The organism is Pseudomonas sp. W15Feb34 (assembly GCF_023127765.1).
Lineage (GTDB): Bacteria > Pseudomonadota > Gammaproteobacteria > Pseudomonadales > Pseudomonadaceae > Aquipseudomonas > Aquipseudomonas synxantha_A.
Genome location: NZ_SPKN01000053.1, coordinates 191,806 through 207,969 on the forward strand (window position 1 = coordinate 191,806; position 16,164 = coordinate 207,969).

Annotated in this window: 18 protein-coding genes and 1 tRNA gene; 13 read left to right on the top strand and 6 right to left on the bottom strand. The window is 59.6% G+C overall.

What is annotated here, in order from left to right:
• Nucleotides 1-43 precede the first annotated feature (43 nt).
• From E4O97_RS27115 to E4O97_RS27125, 3 genes are all read left to right on the top strand, one after another.
• A complete protein-coding gene (locus tag E4O97_RS27115; RefSeq protein WP_005788182.1) occupies nt 44-1,093 on the top strand; it encodes a DNA topoisomerase IB in 1,050 nt (349 codons plus the stop codon).
• A gap of 124 nt (nt 1,094-1,217) precedes the next feature.
• The gene (locus tag E4O97_RS27120; RefSeq protein ID WP_248162786.1) at nt 1,218-2,852 is read left to right on the top strand and encodes an ABC-F family ATP-binding cassette domain-containing protein; all 1,635 of its coding nucleotides are present in this window, start codon (nt 1,218-1,220) and stop codon (nt 2,850-2,852) included.
• Nucleotides 2,853-2,921: 69 nt separating this feature from the next.
• A complete protein-coding gene (locus E4O97_RS27125) occupies nt 2,922-3,626 on the top strand; it encodes a YoaK family protein (protein WP_032875504.1) in 705 nt (234 codons plus the stop codon).
• A 148-nt stretch (nt 3,627-3,774) separates the two neighbouring features.
• Here E4O97_RS27125 and E4O97_RS27130 read toward each other — a convergent pair whose 3' ends face one another.
• The 4 genes from E4O97_RS27130 to E4O97_RS27145 form a co-directional block, all read right to left on the bottom strand.
• Entirely contained in the window at nt 3,775-4,128 is a 354-nt protein-coding gene (locus E4O97_RS27130; protein WP_005788175.1) for a hypothetical protein, read from the bottom strand.
• Between the two features lie 172 nt (nt 4,129-4,300).
• A complete protein-coding gene (locus E4O97_RS27135; RefSeq protein WP_005788173.1) occupies nt 4,301-4,612 on the bottom strand; it encodes an AzlD domain-containing protein in 312 nt (103 codons plus the stop codon).
• Complete coding sequence (locus tag E4O97_RS27140; RefSeq protein WP_248162788.1) at nt 4,609-5,304, bottom strand: AzlC family ABC transporter permease; 696 nt, start codon at nt 5,302-5,304, stop codon at nt 4,609-4,611. The genes E4O97_RS27135 and E4O97_RS27140 overlap by 4 nt, the downstream gene beginning before the upstream one ends.
• A gap of 71 nt (nt 5,305-5,375) precedes the next feature.
• Nucleotides 5,376-5,591 (bottom strand): hypothetical protein, encoded by a 216-nt coding sequence (locus tag E4O97_RS27145; protein WP_005788169.1) that lies wholly within the window; start codon nt 5,589-5,591, stop codon nt 5,376-5,378.
• Nucleotides 5,592-5,766: 175 nt separating this feature from the next.
• On the opposite strand from E4O97_RS27145, the gene E4O97_RS27150 reads away from it, so the two are divergent.
• The 8 genes from E4O97_RS27150 (at nt 5,767) to E4O97_RS27185 (ending at nt 13,500) form a co-directional block, all read left to right on the top strand.
• A complete protein-coding gene (locus E4O97_RS27150) occupies nt 5,767-6,123 on the top strand; it encodes a metalloregulator ArsR/SmtB family transcription factor (protein ID WP_078821421.1) in 357 nt (118 codons plus the stop codon).
• A 19-nt stretch (nt 6,124-6,142) separates the two neighbouring features.
• Nucleotides 6,143-7,426, top strand: coding sequence for an arsenic transporter (locus E4O97_RS27155; protein ID WP_078821319.1), 1,284 nt, complete (start codon nt 6,143-6,145; stop codon nt 7,424-7,426).
• Between the two features lie 11 nt (nt 7,427-7,437).
• On the top strand, nt 7,438-7,929 hold the full coding sequence (locus tag E4O97_RS27160; RefSeq protein WP_248162790.1) for an arsenate reductase ArsC: 492 nt from the start codon (nt 7,438-7,440) through the stop codon (nt 7,927-7,929).
• A 147-nt stretch (nt 7,930-8,076) separates the two neighbouring features.
• Nucleotides 8,077-8,688 carry a LysE family transporter gene (locus tag E4O97_RS27165; RefSeq protein ID WP_103735132.1) on the top strand — a complete coding sequence of 204 codons (612 nt, stop codon included), beginning with the start codon at nt 8,077-8,079 and terminating at the stop codon, nt 8,686-8,688.
• 317 nt (nt 8,689-9,005) lie between these two features.
• Nucleotides 9,006-9,299, top strand: a complete 294-nt coding sequence (locus E4O97_RS27170; protein ID WP_078821317.1) for a hypothetical protein — start codon at nt 9,006-9,008, stop codon at nt 9,297-9,299.
• A gap of 235 nt (nt 9,300-9,534) precedes the next feature.
• Nucleotides 9,535-12,249 carry a magnesium-translocating P-type ATPase gene (gene mgtA, locus E4O97_RS27175; protein WP_032875522.1) on the top strand — a complete coding sequence of 905 codons (2,715 nt, stop codon included), beginning with the start codon at nt 9,535-9,537 and terminating at the stop codon, nt 12,247-12,249.
• A 63-nt stretch (nt 12,250-12,312) separates the two neighbouring features.
• Entirely contained in the window at nt 12,313-12,660 is a 348-nt protein-coding gene (locus tag E4O97_RS27180; protein WP_005788155.1) for a DUF2493 domain-containing protein, read from the top strand.
• An 18-nt stretch (nt 12,661-12,678) separates the two neighbouring features.
• Complete coding sequence (locus E4O97_RS27185) at nt 12,679-13,500, top strand: hypothetical protein (protein WP_103735129.1); 822 nt, start codon at nt 12,679-12,681, stop codon at nt 13,498-13,500.
• On the opposite strand, the gene E4O97_RS27190 is transcribed toward E4O97_RS27185, so the two are convergent.
• A complete protein-coding gene (locus E4O97_RS27190) occupies nt 13,497-14,192 on the bottom strand; it encodes a tellurite resistance TerB family protein (protein WP_248162792.1) in 696 nt (231 codons plus the stop codon). The two genes, E4O97_RS27185 and E4O97_RS27190, sit on opposite strands and share 4 nt — an antisense overlap.
• A 125-nt stretch (nt 14,193-14,317) precedes the next feature.
• Between E4O97_RS27190 and E4O97_RS27195 the strand changes: the two genes are divergently transcribed.
• The gene (locus E4O97_RS27195) at nt 14,318-14,845 is read left to right on the top strand and encodes a DinB family protein (protein WP_248162793.1); all 528 of its coding nucleotides are present in this window, start codon (nt 14,318-14,320) and stop codon (nt 14,843-14,845) included.
• 100 nt (nt 14,846-14,945) lie between these two features.
• Here E4O97_RS27195 and E4O97_RS27200 read toward each other — a convergent pair whose 3' ends face one another.
• Nucleotides 14,946-15,422 (bottom strand): hypothetical protein, encoded by a 477-nt coding sequence (locus tag E4O97_RS27200; RefSeq protein WP_228308390.1) that lies wholly within the window; start codon nt 15,420-15,422, stop codon nt 14,946-14,948.
• A 224-nt stretch (nt 15,423-15,646) separates the two neighbouring features.
• Here E4O97_RS27200 and E4O97_RS27205 point away from each other — a divergent pair.
• Nucleotides 15,647-15,733: transfer RNA gene (locus tag E4O97_RS27205), tRNA-Leu, on the top strand.
• Nucleotides 15,734-16,164: the final 431 nt, after the last annotated feature.

Genomic DNA, 16,164 nt, shown 5'->3' on the forward strand with positions numbered 1-16,164 from the left:
AATCAGACATACCGGCCTGATTTGTTGCCAAGGAACCCGCACCATGCCCGACTCTTCGTTGCCCGCCGACCTGCCCCGTGACCTGCATTATGTGGATGACACCCAGCCTGGAATCCGCCGTAAAAAGCTGCGGGGCAAGTTTCAATATCTGGACGCAAAAGGCCAGCGCATTACCGATGCTGATGAAATAAAACGTCTGAACGCGCTGGCGGTACCGCCCGCCTACACCGATGTGTGGATCTGCGCCGACCCGCGCGGCCATCTGCAAGCCACCGGCCGCGACGCCCGTGGCCGCAAGCAATACCGTTACCACCCACGCTGGCGCGAAGTGCGTGACAGCGACAAGTATTCGCGGTTGCAGGCATTCGGCAGCGCCTTGCCAAAATTGCGCAAACAGCTGGAAGCCCAAATCGCCGAGCCCGGCTTTACCCGCGAAAAGGTGCTGGCCACGGTGGTGACGTTGCTGGACGCCACGCTGATCCGCGTCGGCAATACCCAATACGCCCGCGAGAATAAATCCTACGGCCTGACCACCCTGCGCAATCGCCATGTGGACATCAAGGGCAGCGAAATCCAGTTTCAGTTTCGCGGCAAAAGCGGTGTCGAGCACCAAGTGAGCGTCAAGGACCGACGCCTGGCCCGCGTGGTCAAGCGCTGCATGGAATTGCCCGGGCAGAACCTGTTCCAGTACCTGGACGAAGACGGTGAACGCCACACCGTCAGTTCCCATGACGTCAACGCTTACCTGCACGAACTCACCGGCGAAGACTTCACCGCCAAGGACTACCGCACCTGGGCGGGCACGGCGATGGCATTGGCGGTGTTGCGCGAGTTGGCGTGGCAGCCGGAGTCAGACGCCAAGCGGCACGTGGTAGGAATGGTCAAGGACGTGGCCAGGCAGTTGGGCAACACGCCCGCCGTGTGCCGCAAGTGCTACATCCACCCCGCGGTGCTTGAACATTTCAGCCTCGGCGAACTGTCGAAACTGCCCAAGCCACGAGTGCGCAAGGGTCTGAAAGCCGAGGAAGTCGCCCTGGCGATGTTCCTGGAGAAGCTGGCCGAAGACTTGCCGCACAAAGCCAAGGTGGGTTAGCCTTTGCGCCCCTTCTGATTTACGGGACGAGCGCCGACGTGAACAACTAAGCCTTCCAGAATGTATCCGCAACGAGCCGCCTGGCGCGCTTGTTGGCCTGTTCGACATTTTTTTGGAGGTGCTGATGACTGACGTCAACCGGCTGCCCGTTCTTGTTTCCCTGCAACATGTGTCTTTCCAGTTCGCCAATGGCGAAACCTTGCTGGAGGACGTGAACCTGTCCATTGATCGCACCCACACCGGCATCGTCGGGCGCAATGGCCGTGGCAAAAGTATCCTGGCGAAGTTGATGGCCGGCATCCTGCAACCGTCCTCAGGCACATTGAAAAGACCACTCAGCCTGATCTATGTGCCCCAGGCGTTGTCGATTCAAGCGGGAGAAACGGTCGCCCATATCACCGGCACCGCCCCTGCCCTGGCCGCCCTGGTGCGTATGGCACGCGGCGACGGCCGCCAGGGCGATCTGGAACTGATCGATGATCGCTGGGACCTCGCAGAGCGCCTACGCCTGGCATTGGATGCCGCAGGCTTGCCAACACTCACCGCCGACACCCAGGCCGACCGACTCAGCGGCGGCCAACTGGCCAGGGTCGCGCTGATCGGAGCGCTGTTGGCGGCGCCGCAGTTGTTGATTCTGGACGAACCCAGCAACCACCTCGATAGCGCCGGGCGCGAGTGGCTGTTGCGCGAACTGGCTGATTGGCGCGGCGGCCTGGTGGTGGTCAGCCATGACCGCCAATTACTCGACACCATGGCGCGCATCATCGAATTATCGCCCCTTGGCGTTCAGGTGTATGGCGGCAACTACGCTGCCTATCGACAGCAACGCGATACCCAACAGCACGCCGCTATCGCCGCATGGGAACATGCGCGCCAGGAACGTAGCCGTGAGCGTCGGCGCTTGCAAAAAGACCATGACAGCCTCCAGCGCCATGCTGCGCGCTCACGCAAGCAGGCCGAGACCGCCAACGTCGACCGTTTTACCAAGTCCCGCTGGAAAAGCGCTGCCAAGGAAGTCGTCAGCACGGTGCGCAGTGCCCACCACGATCACAAACACCAACTCGACGCCCAGGTGCGCCAAGCCTACGCGCGCGTAGTGGATGAGACGCCGACCCTGCTCGCCTTGCCAGGCTCGGCAGTACCCAACGGCCGGCAGGTCCTGACTCTGGAACGTGCGCAATTGCCCTGGCTCGACCCCAAGGCGTCGGGCACCTACCTGACGATCAGCCTGTCGGGGGCCGCACGCGTTGCCGTACGCGGGCCGAACGGTTGCGGTAAATCCACCCTGCTCAAATTACTCGCAGGCCAGTGGCAGGCGATCAGTGGCGGGTGCACAGTTGCGGTGCCCAGCGCTTATATCGATCAGCAGCTGGTGTTGCTGGATGACCGGTGCAGCGTTGTCGAGCAGCTCAACCTGCTCGACACGCCGTTGGCCGAAGCCGAACTGCGCACGCGCCTGGCGCTGCTGCATCTGGATGCTTCGCGGGTCACGCGGCCGACCGGGCAACTCAGCGGTGGCGAGCGCTTGAAAGCCGCCATGGCCGTTGCCTTGTGGCGTGATACACCAGCGCAATTGTTGCTCCTGGATGAACCCACCAACCACTTGGACCTGGAGTCGGTGCTTGCCTTTGAGCAGGCCTTGAAGGGATTTACCGGCGCGATGCTGGCCGTGTCACACGACCCTGCATTCTTGCAGGCGATCGCGCCGACTCATCATCTGACCTGGCACCCCACAGGCTGGCAACTGGAACGTGCCTGAAGTCATTGCGCATACACGCAAAGCGTCCTACGGTAGTGGCCGAATAATCTCATCGTGGAACCCAGCCCCATGCTGCCTTCGTCCCGCAAGCCTTATACCAATGCCACGCTCGCCCATCGCCAGCGCTGGCGTGGCCGCGTGGGCTTGATGCTGGTGGCCTGCCTGTCGGTGCTGGCGGGCATGACCGATGCCATTGGCTTTATGGCCAGCGGCGATTTCGTCTCGTTCATGAGCGGCAACACCACGCGCCTGGCGGTGGCCATCAGCGCGGGTGACCTGGGGCTCACCGGGCGTCTGGTGTTGCTGGTTGCCACCTTTGTGGTCGGTAATGCCTTGGGTGTGGTGGTCAGCCGTTTCAGCAAGCGCCACGCACTGCCGTTGTTGCTGTGCATCGGCGCCTTGCTCTGCGGCGCGGCGCTGTTGCCGGCGACCGACACCTTGCCCGCGTTGCTCGCGGCAATTATTGCCATGGGCATGCTCAACGCGGCGGTCGAAGAAGTGAACGGATTACCCGTGGGGCTCACTTACGTCACCGGGGCGCTCTCACGCTTTGGTCGCGGGCTGGGGCGCTGGGTAATGGGCGAGCGTCGCAATGGTTGGCGCGTGCAATTGATTCCGTGGGCCGGAATGTTTGTCGGTGCCGTGATCGGCGCACTGCTGGAGCAGCAAATGGGACTGCGCGCACTGTGGGTCAGTGGTGCATTGGCGGGGTTATTGGGGCTGGTGACATTGATGATTCCGCGGCGCTGGCACTTGGGTTTTATGCCGCGTTGAGGCTGAACAAAGAGGTGCTCGCTCGACGTTTAAGCCTCGACATCCGTGTACCGGTAAAGAGCCATCACGTCGAGCGAGCGATTGAATCATAAGGCAATGCCCGGCGGCTGTCCCGCCAGGCGTTTCGGAATCGGGTTAAGGCAAGGTATTACAGACAAGTGGCAAGCGCTGCCAGGCGACGTTTGGCTGGCATGTTGTCCTCCACGGCATAGTATTTGACGGTAGAACCCGCTCCTGTGCTTTGTATGTCAACAAAGTAGTCGCCGGCCGTGGTGTAGACGGTGTAGCCACCTGCCTCGGTGGGCTCCTTGAAACCGCCGGCATCCACGCCGAACACGCGCTCATCCTGCCAGCCGAACTGAATGCACTGGGCGACCACCAGGGTGGCCTTGTCCGATGCCAGGGTTTTATAGGGGCTGCCTGCACGCGCCTCTTTCATCTTCGAGCCCGCGCAACCGGCCAGTGCGGCCAGTACCAATGCGCCGATTACCATCTTGAACATGCCTGTGCTTCCTTGGAAAAACCGTGACTCTACCACTGTGCCGCGGCCAACTGACGCGCCCATGAACTTTGTTTCACTGTGACGGGCCAACCCGCCGTCTATAGTGGCCAAGCTCATTTTTTGGAAGTCTCCCTTCTGCCCGCCCTCCCGCGGGCTTTTTTTTGCCCTGGCGTCAGAACCACCAGCGAAACAGATAGAACAGCGCCATGCTCAACAGCACAGTGATCAGCACACTGCGCGTCCAGAACATCAAGGCCACGGCGCAGATACCTGCGAGCAAGTAAGGGTTGCTTGGGCTCAAGTTGAGCCGGTGATCTGCCAGGAAAATAATCGGCCCGCAGATCGCCGTAAGCATCCCCGGCACGGCAAAACCCAGGAACTCACGGGCGCCACGATTAAGCCTCACCGGCAAACGTGGCTCGATAAACAGGTAGCGGTTGAAAAACACCACAAGACCCATGGCCACAATCATCAGGTAAATCATGGCTGCCCAACTCCCAATCGCTTGCAGGCAAAACCTGCGCTCATCCCCAGTACACCCGAGACCACTACCGCCGACTCCCAGTGCAAATAACTCAACCACACCGAACACAGCAGCGAGACCGCGACACACACCACGGTCGGCACATCACGCACCACCGGAGTGATCAGGGCGATAAAGGTTGCGGCAATGGAAAACTCCAGCCCCAGCTGATCAAGGCCCGGAATGCTTTTGCCCAACACAATGCCGGCCAGGGTGAAGAGGTTCCAGATGATGTAAAACGTCAGGCCGACGCCCAATGCGTACCAGCGATTGAAGGTCTGGCGGTCATAGTGGTTGACCAGGGCAAAGAATTCATCGGTCAGCAGGAAACCCAGGCTCATGCGCCACCGGACATTGAGCGACGACAGCGTGGGACGCATGTGCATGCCATAGAGCAGATGCTGGGAGGTCAGTAACAAAGTGGTGAGTACGATGGATATCAGGCTGGCACCGCTCTTGACCATGCCGATGGCCACCAACTGCGCCGCACCGGCAAACACGATGGCAGACAAGCCTTGGGCTTGCAGCGGGGTAAATTGCGCATCGATGGCCATGGAGCCGGCGAGCAACCCCCACGGGGCGCAGGCAAGAGACAAGGGAATAACGGCGATGGCGCCGCGAGTGAAGGCGTAATGAGGTAATGCAGTGGGCATGGAAACGGCTCATCGACGGACAGTCGACAAGCATGCCAGTGCAATCAGGGGCTTGTCTTGAACGATCTTGCTCAGGCGAGCCTCACCGAAACCTGCTCCACCGAATCCCGCGCTTCACGCAGTTCGTACGCGTCCTGGTTCAGCCGGTGGATGGTGTTGAGCAGGCGCTGGCGCAGCACTTCGTCACCGAGTTTTTCCACGGCGCGCATCAGGTCGAACGCCGCGGTTTCGTTATTTTCCGCGACGGAATCCAGGGTCTTGCGCAGGTTGCGAGTGGCACGGGTCACGCGGGTTCTTCCTTCATCAGCAATGAGCAGGCACTGTAGGACCTTTGTGTTTCATTTTAATTTCAAACAGTTGTGGCTGTTTCACGGGCATTTGATCCACATCAACTGAAACAGGATTTGACCGTAACATATGGAAATACGTATATTCGAATAACCATATATGGATACCCTGATCATGTCGGATCTCCTCTCTCCTCCCACCCTGTTCAAGTGCCTGGCTGATGCCACCCGCGCTCGGATGACCCTATTGATCCTGCGCGAAGGCGAACTTTGCGTATGCGAACTGATCCATGCCTTGGACGATAGCCAACCGAAGATCTCCCGTCATCTGGCGCAACTGCGCAGTTGCGGGCTGCTGCTGGACCGCCGTCAAGGGCAATGGATCTACTACCGCATCAACCCGGCACTGCCCGCCTGGGTCACACAGGTGCTGGACACCACCCTGCAAGCCAACCAGCCATGGTTGCAGAACGACGCGCTGCGTCTGGATGCAATGGGCGACAGACCACAACGGGCCAGCACCTGCTGCTGAGCCATCGGAGCGTTTATTCATGCTTGTCGCAATTGCGATTTTCCTCGTCACCATCGTACTGGTCATCTGGCAGCCCAAGGGCCTTGGCGTGGGCTGGAGTGCCAGCCTGGGCGCGATCCTGGCCCTGGGTTGCGGGGTGATCAGCCTGGCGGACATCCCGGTGGTGTGGCACATCATCTGGAATGCCACCGGTACCTTCGTCGCACTGATCATCATCAGCCTGTTGCTGGACGAAGCCGGCTTCTTTGCCTGGACAGCCCTGCATGTGGCGCGTTGGGGGCGTGGCCGCGGACGGCGGTTGTTTGCCTATATGGTGCTGCTGGGTGCGCTGGTGTCGGCGCTGTTCGCCAATGACGGTGCGGCGTTGATTCTCACGCCCATCGTGATGTCGATGCTGCTGGCCCTGCGTTTTTCACCGGCAGCGACCCTGGCATTCGTCATGGGCGCGGGGTTTATCGCCGATACGGCGAGCCTGCCATTGGTGGTATCGAACCTGGTAAACATCGTCTCGGCTGATTATTTCAAGATCGGCTTCAACGAATATGCCGCCGTGATGGTGCCGGTGAACCTGGTCAGCGTGGCCGCGACCCTGGCAGTGCTGCTGTGGTTTTTCCGCCGGGACATTCCCCAGACCTACGACCCGGCCGACCTGGAAGACCCCGCCAGTGCCATCCACGACCCCGCGACGTTCCGCGCCGGTTGGTGGGTACTGGGTATTCTGCTCATCGGCTGTTTCGCCCTGGAACCTCTGGGCATTCCCATCAGTGCGATTTCCGCCGCCTGCGCCGTACTGCTGCTGGTGATTGCCGCCAAGGGCCATAAGATTTCCACGCGTAAAGTCCTCAAGGAAGCGCCCTGGCAGATCGTGATCTTTTCCCTGGGCATGTACCTGGTGGTGTATGGGCTGCGTAACGCCGGCCTGACCGACTACCTGGCCACCTGGCTCGACACTTTCGCCACCTATGGTGTGTGGGGCGCGGCTATGGGCACAGGGGTGCTGACGGCACTGCTCTCATCGGCGATGAATAACCTGCCGACGGTGCTGATCGGCGCACTCTCCATCGAGTCCAGCCATGCTGTGGGCGTGGTCAAGGACGCGATGATCTACGCCAATGTGATCGGCAGCGACCTGGGCCCTAAAATCACCCCCATAGGCAGTTTGGCCACCTTGCTGTGGCTGCATATCCTGGCACGCAAAGGCATCACTATCACTTGGGGTTACTACTTCAAGGTCGGGATCGTGCTGACTTTGCCCGTGCTGTTGATCACCCTCGCTGCCCTCGCCTTGCGCCTGAGCGTTTAAAGGAGCCTGCAATGAAAGTGCTTTTCATGTGTACCGCTAACAGTTGTCGCAGTATTTTGTCCGAAGCCATATTCAATCATATGGCGCCTGAGGGCTTCGAAGCGATCAGCTCCGGTAGTTTCCCCAAAGGCCAGGTTTTGCCCCGCAGCCTGAGCACGCTGCAGGCAGCCGGCATCAGCACCGAAGGTTTGTACAGCAAGGGCAATGACGCCTTTGAAGGCAGCCCGCCGGATGTGGTCATCACGGTGTGCGACAACGCGGCCGGGGAAGCTTGCCCTGTGTATTTCGGTGCGGCGGTGAAGGCGCATTGGGGGTTGCAGGACCCTTCCCACGTGCAGGGTGATGAAGCCCAGGTAGACGCTGCATTCAAGGCCACCCTCGACATTATTGCCGCTCGCTGCGAGGCGTTTTTTGCGCTGCCATTTGCCAGCCTCGGCGCGGATGAATTGAAGGTTGAACTTGAGCGTATAGCCTCAATGTGGGAGGGGGCTTGCTCCCGATAGCGGAGGGTCAGCTACAGATGAGCTGACTGACACACTGCTATCGGGGGCAAGCCCCTCCCACATTTGGATCGTGGACCATTCAAATCTGAATGGTTTCTTAACCCTGCGCTGACGTATGCTTTCGCACTTTCCTGAAAGGACACGGGCATGCTGTCGATCTTTGTCTATGCGCTGGTATTCGGTTTTGTGTTTTGCCTGTCTCCTGGCGCGGTGCTGGCAGAGACCCTGCGTCGCGGCTTGCTGCATGGTTTCACACCGGCCCTGATGGTGCAGTTTGGTTCCCTCGTAGGCGATGCGGTCTGGGCAGTGATCGGCCTCACCGGTATCGCACTGCTGATTCAGCATGATGCGGTGCGAGTGCCACTGACGATCTTCTGCGCGCTGTACCTGGCCTGGCTGGGCATCCGCAGCCTGATTGATGCGTGGCAGTTACCCGCAACCGACAACGTCCCTGCCAGCTCAGGCAAAAATGCGTTGGCCGTAGGCGCGGCGATCTCCCTGGCCAACCCGAAGAATATTGTCTACTGGGGCGCCCTGGGCAGCGCCCTGTCGGGCATCGTCGGCGCAACCCCCAGCCAGGGGCAGACCCTGATGTTTTTCGCCGGATTCATGCTGGCTTCGGTGCTCTCGTGTTTTCTCACCGCCGCGTTGGTGAACCTGTTGCGCAAGAACGCATCACCGACCTGGCAACGCGTGAGTTATGCGGCGTGCGGTTTAGTATTGATCTATCTGGCGATACTCGCCGCGCAAGGTATATAAAGTTATCGGTCAGTAACTTGCACATGCCTCTTGTCTGAACAAACTCTGAACGCGGACTAATTTAGTTAATCATGCGTTGACATTCTGTAACGCTCTGAGTAGATTGCCCGTGCCCGCAACTGGGGCCTTTTTTAAACCTCACAAAAGAAGCCAATGGACACAGTATCTAGTCGCTGTCCGAGCACCGCCTCTGCGGGCATCGGGCGCCAAACCCAGAATATGACAGGACTCGCCTTCCAGGTCCGGTAAGCTGCGCTAGAGCTCGATGCTCCACCGTAACTGCCTCACCGGTCGCGTGTCCGGTCCCGAGGTGTGTTATGACCTTCCAACTCATTGCTTTACCCGATGTACCTACACTGGCCGCAGCCTTGCGCGCCAAGCTGTGCCGCGAGCCCGTGGGCTTCAGGCCAACCCGCCCGGCCTTTGCTGCACCCTCCTCCCAAGTACGCCCGGTACCGCCGCTGGCGCACTGGCGTATCTGCCCTGACAGCGGCCAACTGGTGCAGCACTGGGATCACGCCGACCCTCAAGACCCACAGAGACCCAAGGTTTCCAGCCTGGCGCAAGCCAGCTTGATGCTCGGTCTTTACGTGAGCGCTCGCGCCGCCTGACCTGGCTGGAAACAACAACTTTCTTATTGATGCCCTGGAGTTCTTTATGAACAAGTCCAGTAGGAGCCCGCTGCGCGCAAGTTAATTAATGCGCTGTTAGCGGGCATTGTAGAAGTTACCTGAACACTTTATTTAAACCGATCGCGAAGTCCGCGGCTCGGCATGCTTTCGCTCGCCTGTATGCAGGTAAGTACCGGGTATGTTTTGTCGAGAATTGGCGACAGGAGTACAGACAATGAGCGCCGTAAAAAACACGCCTCTGCACAAGAAAAATGGCACCGCTGCCGACACCAAGCTGTCGATGCGCGCCGCCCGTGAAGCCCAGAATGGCCTGGCGGCCACCCTCGCCAATGTACGAGCCACCCAGGACGGCCTGACCGAACTGGACGCCTCGGCCCGCCTGCAACGGGAAGGCTATAACGAAGTCGCCCATGACAAGCCGCCACACGCCATCGTCCAGTTCCTGCAGGCACTGAACAACCCGTTCATCTACGTGCTGTTGACCCTGGGCGGCATCAGCTTTGTCACCGACTATTGGTTGCCACTGCAGGCGGGTGAAGAAGTCGATCTGACCAAAGTCATCATCATCATGACCATGGTGTTGCTCAGCAGCCTGCTGCGCTTCTGGCAGGAACACCGCTCGGCCAAATCCGCCGAGGCCCTGAAGGCGATGGTACGCACCACCGCCACCGTGCTACGTCGCGAACAGGTCGGCGCCCAGCCCACTTTGCGCGAAGTGCCGATGCGCGATCTGGTGGCCGGCGACATCGTGCAGTTGTCGGCCGGCGACATGATCCCCGCCGACATCCGCCTGATCGAGTCACGCGACCTATTTATCAGCCAGGCCGTGCTGACCGGTGAAGCCTTGCCGGTGGAGAAGTACGACACCCTGGGCGATGTCACGCAAAAATCCGCCTCCAACCTCGCCGCCGACCAAGGCAATCTACTGGACCTACCGAACATCTGCTTCATGGGCACCAACGTGGTGAGCGGCCGCGCCAAGGCGGTGGTGGTGGCTACCGGACCGCGCACTTACTTCGGCTCCCTGGCCAAGGCGATTGTCGGCTCGCGGGTGCAAACCGCCTTCGACCGTGGCGTGAACAGTGTCAGTTGGCTGCTGATCCGCTTCATGTTGGTGATGGTGCCGATCGTGTTCTTCCTCAATGGCTTCTCCAAGGGGGACTGGGGCGATGCCTTCCTGTTTGCCCTGGCGGTGGCCGTCGGCCTGACCCCGGAAATGCTGCCGATGATCGTCAGTGCCAACCTGGCCAAAGGCGCTACAGCCATGGCCAAGCGCAAAGTGGTGGTCAAGCGCCTCAACGCGATCCAGAACTTCGGTTCAATGGATGTGCTGTGCACCGACAAGACCGGCACCCTGACCCAGGACAAGATCATCCTTGAGCATCACGTCAACGCCTTCGGCCAGCGCGACGACGCGGTGCTGTCCCTGGCCTGGCTCAACAGCTTTCACCAGAGCGGCATGAAGAACCTGATGGACCAGGCCGTGGTGCAGTTCTCGGCGCAAAACCCCAAGTTCCAGGTGCCATTTGCCTACAGCAAGGTCGATGAATTGCCCTTCGACTTTGTACGCCGTCGCCTGTCGATCGTGGTCAAGGATGCCGCCGGTGACCAGTTGCTGGTGTGCAAAGGGGCCGTGGAAGAGATGCTGAGCATTTCAACCCACACCCTGGAAGACGGCGCCGCCGTACCCCTGGACGATCGCCGTCGCGAGGCACTGCTGGCGATTGCCAACGACTACAACGAAGACGGTTTCCGGGTACTGGTGGTCGCAACCCGCCATATCCCCAAGGCATTGGCGCGTCAGCAATACACCACTGCCGATGAACGCAACCTGGTGATCCAGGGCTTCCTGACCTTCCTCGACCCGCCGAAGGAAACCGCGGGCCCGGCAATTGCCGCGCTGCAACAGATTGGCGTGGCGGTCAAAGTGTTGACCGGCGACAACGCGGTGGTCACCAGCAAGATCTGCCGCCAGGTTGGCCTCGAACCCGGCCAGCCGCTGCTGGGCGTGGAAATCGAAGCCATGGACGACGCCACCCTGCTGCGCCGCGTGGAAGAACGCACGGTGTTCGCCAAGCTGACACCGCTGCAAAAATCCCGTGTGCTCAAGGCGCTGCAAGCCAACGGCCATACGGTGGGCTTTCTCGGCGACGGCATCAACGATGCACCGGCGCTACGGGATGCCGACGTGGGTATTTCGGTGGACAGCGGCACGGATATCGCCAAGGAGTCGGCCGACATCATCCTGCTGGAAAAGAGCCTGATGGTGCTGGAAGAAGGCGTGCTCAAGGGCCGCGAAACCTTCGGCAATATCATGAAGTACCTGAACATGACCGCCAGCTCCAACTTCGGCAACGTGTTCTCGGTGCTGGTAGCCAGTGCGTTCATTCCGTTCATGCCGATGCTGGCGATCCACCTGCTGCTGCAGAACCTGATGTACGACATCTCCCAATTGGCTCTGCCGTGGGACAAGATGGACAAGGAATACCTGGCCAAACCGCGCAAGTGGGATGCAAAAAATATCGGCCGCTTCATGATCTGGATCGGGCCGACCTCATCAATCTTCGACATCACCACCTTTGCCCTGATGTGGTACGTGTTCTCGGCCAACAGTGTGGAAATGCAGACGCTGTTCCAGTCCGGCTGGTTTATCGAAGGGCTGCTTTCGCAAACCCTGGTGGTGCATATGCTGCGCACCCGCAAGATTCCGTTCTTCCAGAGCACGGCCGCATGGCCGGTGTTGATGATGACCTGCATTGTGATCGCCTTGGGCATCTACGTGCCGTTCTCGCCGCTAGGCACCCTGGTGGGTCTGCAACCGCTGCCGATGGCGTACTTCCCATGGCTGGTAGGCACCCTGCTGGCTTACTGCTGCGTCGCTCAACTGATGAAAACGATCTACATCCGCCGCTTCAAGCAGTGGTACTGATCCCCCGCCATTCAAACGGTGGTGGTCGCCCGGCCGCCACCGTGCAATACAAGGATGCTCCCTATGCGCGTCTTGATCTGTGCAGGTCGTCATTACGCCGACACCAAAAAGTCCCGCCACGTGCTGGACGCTTACCACCGCCTGCACCCAGTGCAGGTGTTGATCCACGGCGGCAACCAGTTCCTCGGCAGCGAGATCGAGGAATGGGCGCGGGAAATCGGTATCGACGTGGTGCGCTACCCACCCAATTGGCAGCGCCACGGCAAACAGGCGGAACGCCAACGCAACCACTTCATGCTGGCCGACAGCCGCCCCGACCTGATCATCGCCCTGCCCGGCGGTGACGATACCTCGGAGTTGGTCTGCCAGGCCAAAGCCAGCGGCATTTCGGTGCTGACCGTAGAAAGCTGAATTCAAGCGAGGTGCATCATGCACAACCCACACAACCCGAAGCACCCGGACGGGTTTGCCAAATATCGCGCGCGCCATTTGCGCAGGGCGCGTCCCACCCTGCTGCTCTTGCCACCGGCCAAGCGCCGCGCCCTGCAGCGCAACCTGATCTTTATCGGCGTGACGCTGGGCACGCTGTTGATCCTCGCCCTGGTTTCCAAGGCGAATGCTGCCGGCGGCGCCTACGTGGTGGATGATGGCGCGATCAATGCGCCTGGCGAATGCAACATCGATGCCTGGCACACCGCCAATCGGCACGCAGGCAGTACGCACAACGAAACCTTGTCCCCGGCCTGCACGTTCAGTGGTATGCCATGGGTGCAGTGGGGCGCGGCGTTATCGCGGGCCACTGACGCGGGAAAGGGCGAAACGCAAGTCAGCCCACAGGTGAAGGCGCAGCTGTTGTCACGAGAAGACCTGGGGCTGGAGTTGGCAGTCGCCGCTGGGGCGCACATTGCTCTCGATCGTCAGCACGCATTCGACGGCGCTGACTTCAACCTGCCGTTAACGTGGCAGGCCATGGATGCATTGCGCCTGAACCTGAATGCCGGCTGGAACCATGCCTATAACGACGGCGCGCAACAGCACCGCCTGACCTGGGGCATGGGTTTCGAATACCAGCTTGCGCAGGTGTTGACGTTGATTGGCGAACGCTATGGCCAGGAAGGCGGTGAACAAGCATGGCAGGCGGGGCCGAGATTCCACGTCGGCAAGTTTGTCGACGTGGACCTGGTGGTCGGGCGCAGTTTGACTGGGGACCGTGCCCAGTGGCTGACCACTGGGGCTACTTTCAGGTTCTAGGCCTTGGCCTGTTGCTCCAGGTGGACCTGCAACTGCGGGTCGATTTGCAGCTGCCCGGCCAGATCGTCCAGGTAGTTGCGCTCGGCGTCCTGCTGATCATTGACCAGCAGGACGCTGGCCAGGTAAATCTCCGAAGCGATTGCTGGGTCCTTGGCATATTCAGCGAAATCTGCGGCATCCAGTGGCTTGGCGACTTCGGCGTCGAGCCACTGCTGCAGTTGTGGATCGTCGGTATGACGGCCGATCTCGGTAGAGATCATCTGCTGCTCTTGTTCATCGATGTTGCCGTCCGCCTTGGCTGCTGCGATCAATGCACGCAATACGCCGTGGCTATGGGCTTCGGCTTCAGGCCCTTCAAGCTGGTCAACGGTCTGGATGGCTTGCTGGGGCGCAGTCGCCTGCTGACGTTGCCACGCTTGATACGCCTGGAAGGCGGCCATGCCGAGAGATGCCAGCGCCGCGTAATTCATTCCGCCGCTGCTACGCGTCTGGGTCGTGCCACCTGCCGGAGCGCCGCCCAACAAGCCACCCAGGCCACCCAGTAAACCACCCAAGCCGCCACCGGCTGATGCATTGCCGGTACTTGTGCCTTTCAACAAACCTCCAAGCAATCCGCCCAGGCCGCCGCCCGAAGCGCCGCCGCCTTGCTGCCCTGCTCGCAACAGTTGTTCCAGTAGATCGCTGGTATTCATGGTGTCGCCCTCCCGGGGCGCAGTAGTGGCGTTTATCAAACATAGTTCGCCTGCGATGGAACACCATGACCGCCGGGCGGGCAAGCTTTATGATGTCGCCACCATGCCGTCAAGGGAGAACCGCGGTGAACCGCATCGAGCATATTGGGTTGATGGCCCATTACAATCAATGGATTAACCGCAAGGTCTACGCCGCCGCCGGCACCTTGACCGAAACGGAGTTGAGGGTGGATCGCCAGGCGTTTTTCGGCTCGATCCTCGGCACCTTGAACCACCTGACGCTGGGCGACACAGTCTGGCTCAAGCGCTTTGCCGAACATCCGGCGGGCTTTCGCGCGTTGGCACCGTTGAGTGACATCCCTACACCGATGGATCTCAAGCAATTGGCCTTTGCCAACTTGAGTGAACTGTCAGCCCATCGCGCCTGGCTGGATCAATTGATCATTGATTGGGCCAACACGCTGCAGGAGTCTGATCTGGACCAGCGCCTGTGCTACCACAACATGCGCGGCGTGGCGGGCGAGAAGCCGTTCTTCGGCCTGCTGGTGCACTTTTTCAACCACCAGACCCACCACCGGGGCCAGGTGACAACACTGCTGACCCAGGCTGGCGTGGACGTGGGTACTACCGACCTGCTGGCACTGATTGACTGAACGCGGGCACAGCACATTACACAAATCTTGCTCGCGAATGCGGTACGTCAGGCACTGAGCCAGTTACTGAAGCACCGCTTTCCCGAGCAAGCCCTCTCCTTTACTTCACCTTGCTGCTCAACGTTTCCACACTGCGCTTCAAATCATCCAGGCCGCGCTTGAGGCCGGCGATTTCGTCTTTCTGCCGATCTATCGTATTTTTCTGCTCATCCACCGTGCGCTTGAGACTCGACAACTGGCTATCACTGCTGCTGGAACTCGACCCGTCTTTACGCTTGAACTCGTCAAATGCACGATCCTGATCATCCATTTTGGTTTTCAGGCTTTGCAGCTCGCTTTCGCTACGCTTTTGCGCCGCTTGCAACGCCTCGATATCGCCGACGGAAATACTCGACGACTTCAACACATAGGTATTGCCCGCCTCTACCGAGGCGCCCGTCAATCTGTCTGTCGACGATGCACTGAACTCTCCCCACCGCACCGCACTCGCCGCCTGCGCCGGGCCAGCTATCGCCGCACCCAACAGCCCCACCACGCCTGCAGCCATCATCCAAGAACGCCTACGGACACTGAGCATCAACTGACTCCTTTGCGATTTGCCGGGATGGCATGTCGCTATGACTGTCATTTATGAGGCGTGTTCCTGCGGCGCAAGCATTCATCAGGACTTAACCCCAAGGCCCTGTAGATCACTGATCTGCCACGCTTTTTCATCGGTATCTTTATGCAGGAAAGCGCGCTTCGAGGTTGCGCCGAAGCGACAGGATCTATATATTCCCAACCCTGCTACACCGCGCTACCGCCCGAATGGCGAAACTGGTAGACGCATGGGACTTAAAATCCCCCGCTCGTAAGGGCGTCCCGGTTCGATTCCGGGTTCGGGCACCATAGATATCAAGGGCTTGCCAGGGAAACCTGAGCAGGCCCTTATCTTTTCTGCTCCGCAATTCTCTCTAAGCTCTACGAAAACCAACTGGCTCTAGAAACTTCCATCATTGAGTTGCCGAGCCGGGTGGAAGCAGCGAGGGCTAAAGTGCTTATTTACTCCAGATTGAATACTAGGCAATGGGCCTATGCGAAAGAACTCGAGTGAATAACAACTATTTCAAAATCTTATTTAACCATTCGTCGGAATCGACGCGTTGGCAAGGTAATGACACCTTGCATTTTCCCGCCTGTAGGCTTGACTGCGGAAGCAGGTAGAACAATATACATGCAACAAATTACATTTTACTTGGAGTCCAGCATCGAGCTGGACTCCAGTATCAATTGAATATGGCGCCAGCGAGTTAACCTAACTACGGCTTTTCTGTAGCAGT

What these genes read in the sequence shown, in the direction of transcription:
- E4O97_RS27115 (WP_005788182.1), top strand. Translation starts at nt 44, where the DNA reads ATGCCCGACTCTTCGTTGCCCGCCGACCTGCCCCGTGACCTGCATTAT.
- E4O97_RS27120 (WP_248162786.1), top strand. Translation starts at nt 1,218, where the DNA reads ATGACTGACGTCAACCGGCTGCCCGTTCTTGTTTCCCTGCAACATGTG.
- E4O97_RS27125 (WP_032875504.1), top strand. Translation starts at nt 2,922, where the DNA reads ATGCTGCCTTCGTCCCGCAAGCCTTATACCAATGCCACGCTCGCCCAT.
- E4O97_RS27130 (WP_005788175.1), bottom strand. Translation starts at nt 4,128, where the DNA reads ATGTTCAAGATGGTAATCGGCGCATTGGTACTGGCCGCACTGGCCGGT.
- E4O97_RS27135 (WP_005788173.1), bottom strand. Translation starts at nt 4,612, where the DNA reads ATGATTTACCTGATGATTGTGGCCATGGGTCTTGTGGTGTTTTTCAAC.
- E4O97_RS27140 (WP_248162788.1), bottom strand. Translation starts at nt 5,304, where the DNA reads ATGCCCACTGCATTACCTCATTACGCCTTCACTCGCGGCGCCATCGCC.
- E4O97_RS27150 (WP_078821421.1), top strand. Translation starts at nt 5,767, where the DNA reads ATGTCGGATCTCCTCTCTCCTCCCACCCTGTTCAAGTGCCTGGCTGAT.
- E4O97_RS27155 (WP_078821319.1), top strand. Translation starts at nt 6,143, where the DNA reads ATGCTTGTCGCAATTGCGATTTTCCTCGTCACCATCGTACTGGTCATC.
- E4O97_RS27160 (WP_248162790.1), top strand. Translation starts at nt 7,438, where the DNA reads ATGAAAGTGCTTTTCATGTGTACCGCTAACAGTTGTCGCAGTATTTTG.
- E4O97_RS27165 (WP_103735132.1), top strand. Translation starts at nt 8,077, where the DNA reads ATGCTGTCGATCTTTGTCTATGCGCTGGTATTCGGTTTTGTGTTTTGC.
- E4O97_RS27170 (WP_078821317.1), top strand. Translation starts at nt 9,006, where the DNA reads ATGACCTTCCAACTCATTGCTTTACCCGATGTACCTACACTGGCCGCA.
- mgtA (WP_032875522.1), top strand. Translation starts at nt 9,535, where the DNA reads ATGAGCGCCGTAAAAAACACGCCTCTGCACAAGAAAAATGGCACCGCT.
- E4O97_RS27180 (WP_005788155.1), top strand. Translation starts at nt 12,313, where the DNA reads ATGCGCGTCTTGATCTGTGCAGGTCGTCATTACGCCGACACCAAAAAG.
- E4O97_RS27185 (WP_103735129.1), top strand. Translation starts at nt 12,679, where the DNA reads ATGCACAACCCACACAACCCGAAGCACCCGGACGGGTTTGCCAAATAT.
- E4O97_RS27190 (WP_248162792.1), bottom strand. Translation starts at nt 14,192, where the DNA reads ATGAATACCAGCGATCTACTGGAACAACTGTTGCGAGCAGGGCAGCAA.
- E4O97_RS27200 (WP_228308390.1), bottom strand. Translation starts at nt 15,422, where the DNA reads ATGCTCAGTGTCCGTAGGCGTTCTTGGATGATGGCTGCAGGCGTGGTG.